The organism is Bacteroidota bacterium (assembly GCA_034723125.1).
Lineage (GTDB): Bacteria > Bacteroidota > Bacteroidia > CAILMK01 > JAAYUY01 > JAYEOP01.
Genome location: JAYEOP010000394.1, coordinates 5,574 through 10,062, shown reverse-complemented (window position 1 = coordinate 10,062; position 4,489 = coordinate 5,574). Strand labels below are relative to the sequence as shown.

At 31.3% G+C, this 4,489-nt stretch carries 5 protein-coding genes; 3 read left to right on the top strand and 2 right to left on the bottom strand.

The genetic code is table 11. The features are described 5' to 3' along the window. Both U9R42_10660 and cysQ read right to left on the bottom strand, forming a co-directional pair. On the bottom strand, positions 1 to 481 hold a 481-nt coding region (locus U9R42_10660), incomplete at its 3' end, for a hypothetical protein (GenBank protein MEA3496485.1). 333 nt (positions 482 to 814) lie between these two features. Beyond that, on the bottom strand, positions 815 to 1,609 hold the full coding sequence (gene cysQ, locus U9R42_10655) for a 3'(2'),5'-bisphosphate nucleotidase CysQ (protein MEA3496484.1): 795 nt from the start codon (positions 1,607 to 1,609) through the stop codon (positions 815 to 817). A gap of 82 nt (positions 1,610 to 1,691) precedes the next feature. On the opposite strand from cysQ, the gene cysC reads away from it, so the two are divergent. Genes cysC through U9R42_10640 form a run of 3 tightly spaced genes read left to right on the top strand, consistent with a single transcriptional unit; the run spans position 1,692 to position 4,485 of the window. Next, the gene (cysC, locus tag U9R42_10650; GenBank protein ID MEA3496483.1) at positions 1,692 to 2,285 is read left to right on the top strand and encodes an adenylyl-sulfate kinase; all 594 of its coding nucleotides are present in this window, start codon (positions 1,692 to 1,694) and stop codon (positions 2,283 to 2,285) included. A 14-nt stretch (positions 2,286 to 2,299) separates the two neighbouring features. After that, positions 2,300 to 3,202, top strand: coding sequence for a sulfate adenylyltransferase subunit CysD (gene cysD, locus U9R42_10645; GenBank protein ID MEA3496482.1), 903 nt, complete (start codon positions 2,300 to 2,302; stop codon positions 3,200 to 3,202). 29 nt (positions 3,203 to 3,231) lie between these two features. After that, positions 3,232 to 4,485 (top strand): GTP-binding protein, encoded by a 1,254-nt coding sequence (locus U9R42_10640; GenBank protein ID MEA3496481.1) that lies wholly within the window; start codon positions 3,232 to 3,234, stop codon positions 4,483 to 4,485. Positions 4,486 to 4,489 lie beyond the last annotated feature (4 nt).

Here is a 4,489-nt window from a genome sequence, read left to right as displayed (position 1 = left end):
CAATTTCTTCAACTTTTACATTGTCAAGATAGAACAGCAAGTTGGTACTTGTAGCATCAGCACGTTGGAATATTAGGTCTGCAGTAGTTGTTGTAGCAATAAATTCAACATCAATATCAGCATCTACCTTAGTGTTGTTAATAAACATAAATGTGCCATCAGATGAATTTTTAACCATATATTTTACTCTTGCTAAATTTGAGCCTAAGTCAATACTTGCAGTCAGCCTGTATCGTTTTCCCACTTCAAGGGATAAACTTGCATAAGCAGTAGCCCATGCTCCAGCTCCTTCAGCCTTTAATCTGTCATCTACGGAAGCACTAACGGTTAATCCCCAAGCAGACCAATTATTTATATCATTTCCGCTTGTAAATTCATGATCAATTATAGGCACTCCAACTGTTTTAGCAATACTATAAGTCCTTCCTGGCATCTGCATACCATAAGGGTAATAGTCTTTGCAAATTTTCTGACTATTCACAGTTTTTTCTATCCCATTGACAAAAAATTTCCATTTTTTGCCTATTGCGGTTTCACTCTCGTAATATTTTAATTTATGACATCCCATCAACTACAAAAGTAACATATTTTTTTCTTTCAAATGAGTTTTTCAATTGAAGTTTTCATTCCGAAATTTCGGAATCATATACTTCTTCAAAACTTTTTACATTATCCCGATTTGTTTCAATTTTTTCATTGTCTATAAAAAACTCTGAAAATCTTAATGCCTGTCTGCCAACATAGGCAGGCGAATGTATTTATAGAACCCTCCTTAAGTTAAATTTTTAGTTATCTTGAGGGGGGAGCCTATAAATCAATCTTGAACATTACCATAAACTACAAAAAATCCATTTAGAAGACTTTTTTTATTATAAGTAAATTGTTCATTATTTTCATATTTCAAAACCTTGCCTCCTGCTTCTTCAACAATAATTTGTGATGCGGCAGTGTCCCATTCCATAGTTGGAGCAATACGTGGATAAATATGTGCTTTACCCTCAGCAATAAGCATAAATTTTAAAGAGCTACCCATAGAAACAGTTTGTGGGGTTTTGAATTTCCCCATAAATTTTTTTGTGTCATCATTCAGGTGAGACCTTGAAGCAACAATTTTTAAATTTTTATCCGACAAAGAAAAAGAAGCAGATTGAAGTTTGCTTTCATTATTATTTTTATCAATGAGAAAAGCACCATCGTTTTTTCTACCCCAATATAATTTATCCATAACAGGAACATAAACAACTCCCAGAACAACTCGATGATTTTTTACCAAAGCAATATTTACGGTAAATTCACCATTTCTTTTTATAAATTCTTTGGTACCATCTAAAGGATCAATTAGCCAGTAGTATTCATATTTAGACCTTACTTCATAAGGTATCTCTTTTTCTTCCTCTGAAATTATCGGTATTTCCGGATAAAGTTTTTCTAATGTTGAGCAAATAATTTTATTTGATTCTTTGTCTGCAAGAGTTAGAGGAGAGTTATCATCTTTTTTAGAAATATCCCATTTATCAATATTTGAATTATATATTTCTAATATTTTTTTACCTGCTTGTTTTGAGACTTTAATAAGTTCTTTAATATTAATATTTTTTTCAGTTTTCATAGTAATTTGTTTTAAAAAAATTTCAAAATACTTATTTCTTTGGTTACATTTGCGTCCTTAAAAAAAGTTTAAAAATAGTGATTTGAAAAATATTTACCCAATTTTTGATGAGATATTAAACAGGGATGATAAAGAGAAACTCCACAAACAACACTCAATTGTCCTTTGGTTTACAGGATTGTCAGGTTCAGGAAAATCAACAACAGCAAAAGGACTTGAAAAAAAATTGTACGATGAAGGATTTTCTACAGTTTTGCTTGATGGTGATAATATAAGACATGGAATAAATAATAACCTTAGTTTTTCGGAGGCAGACAGAGCCGAAAACATAAGAAGGGTAGCTGAGGTAGCAAATTTATTTTTACACAATGGGTTGATTACAATCTGTAGTTTTATTAGTCCTACACATGCTATGCGTAATCATGCAAAGCAAATAATTGGAGAAGATAATTTTTTTGAAGTATTTGTTGACGCATCCATTGAACTTTGCCAAAAACGAGATCCAAAAGGCTTATATAAAAAAGTAAAAAGAGGGGAAATTAAAAATTTTACAGGAATAGATTCAGAATACGAAAAACCATTTAACCCTTTTTTGAAATTAAAAACAGAGGAATTAACAATTGATAAAGCAATCAATTTGCTTTATGACTCAATAATTGATAAAATTAAAAAATAACATAAAATCAAATTATGGATTACATACTTTCAAATCTTGAACAGCTCGAATCAGAAGCAGTTTTTGTAATTAGAGAAATTGCCACTCAATTCGAAAAGCCAATGCTTTTATTTTCAGGTGGAAAAGATTCAATGCTAATGCTACATTTAGCACAAAAAGCTTTTTATCCTGCAAGAATACCTTTCCCTATTGTTCATGTTGATACAGGTCATAACTTTAAAGAAACCATTGAATACAGGGATAAAATGGCAAAAAAATATGAAGTAGAATTGGTCGTAGGTTTAGTTCAAGATTCTATTGATGCAGGAAAAGTAAAAGAAGAAACAGGAATAAATTCAAGTAGGAATTACCTGCAATCCGTAACTTTACTTGAAACAATTGAAAAACATAAGTTTGATGCTGCCTTAGGTGGTGGACGTAGAGACGAAGAAAAAGCTCGTGCTAAAGAAAGATTCTTTTCTCACAGAAATGAATTTGGTGAATGGGATCCAAAAAATCAAAGACCTGAACTATGGAATTTGTTCAACGGAAGAAAAAATTATGGAGAGCATTTTCGTGTTTTTCCAATAAGTAACTGGACAGAACTTGATGTTTGGCAATACATTAAAAAAGAAAATATTGAACTTCCATCTTTATATTTTGTTCATAAAAAAAGAGTATTTCAAAGAGATGGTGTTTGGCTTGCAGAATCAGACTTTAACCCAATGAAAGACACAGAAAAAGTTGTAGAAAAAGATGTGCGATTCAGAACGATAGGTGATATTACATGTACAGGTGCAATTGAATCAGGAGTAAGTAATATTAATGATATAATTGCCGAAGTTGCTGCTTTTCGTGTTACAGAAAGAGCAGGCAGAGCTGATGATAAAAGATCGGATACCGCAATGGAAGATAGAAAAAAGGAAGGATACTTCTAAAATTAAAAACTTAAAAGAAAATTACTCCTATGACAACAAAAATGGATTTATTAAGATTTGTAACTTCAGGAAGTGTAGATGACGGAAAAAGTACGCTTATCGGAAGATTATTATTTGATACAAAAACAATTTTTAAAGACCAACTTGAATCAGTAGAAAAAACAAGTAAACTTAAAGGTGAAGATTCTATTAATCTGGCTTTAATAACAGATGGATTAAAATCTGAGAGAGAACAAGGAATTACTATTGATGTAGCTTATAGATATTTTGCTACACCTAAAAGAAAATTTATTCTTGCAGATACACCCGGACATGTTCAATATACAAGAAACATGGTAACAGGTGCTTCTAATTCTACTCTTTCAGTATTATTAATTGATGCAAGAAATGGCGTTATTGAGCAAACAAAACGTCATACATTTATTGCAGCATTATTGGGCATCAAGCATTTAATTGTTTGTGTAAATAAAATGGATCTTGTAGATTACAAGGAAGATATTTATAATAAAATTGTTGATGATTTTATTTCATTTGCATCAAAAACAGATATTCCCGATATCAGTTTTATTCCAATTAGTGCAAAAGATGGCGATAATGTTGTTAATAGGTCAACAAATATGGATTGGTATAATGGTTCAACATTTCTTCATGCTCTTGAAAATACTTATTTAATGAGTGATTACGAAAGAGTAAATTGTAGATTTCCTGTCCAATATGTAATTCGCCCAAGAAGAGATGGATTTCAGGATTACAGAGGTTATGCAGGGAGAATTGCAGGTGGTGTTTTTAAGAAAGGAGACGAAATTGTTGTGTTACCATCCGGATTTAATTCAAAAATTAAAAAGATTGAACATCTTGGAAAAGAAGTTGACCTAGCTTTTCCACCTATGAGTGTAAATATTTTGTTGGAAAACGAAATAGATATTGATCGTGGGGATATGATTGCCAAAAAATTCAGTCCTCCAAAGATTGATCAGGATATTGATGTAATGATTGCTTGGATGGGCAATGAGCCATTAGTTATAGGAAAAAAATACTCAATAAAGCATAACACAAATGATGCAAAATGTGTAATTAAAGATGTAAGGTACAAGATTGATATCAATACTCTTCACCGTCAGAAAGATGAAAAGAAAATTGGATTAAATGATATTGGCAGAATTAATATAAGAACCTCCAAGCCATTGTTATTCGATACATATAAAAAGAATAAAATTACAGGAAGTATTATTTTAATTGACGAAAACACTAACAACACTGTTGGTGCCGGAATGATAGTGTAAACAG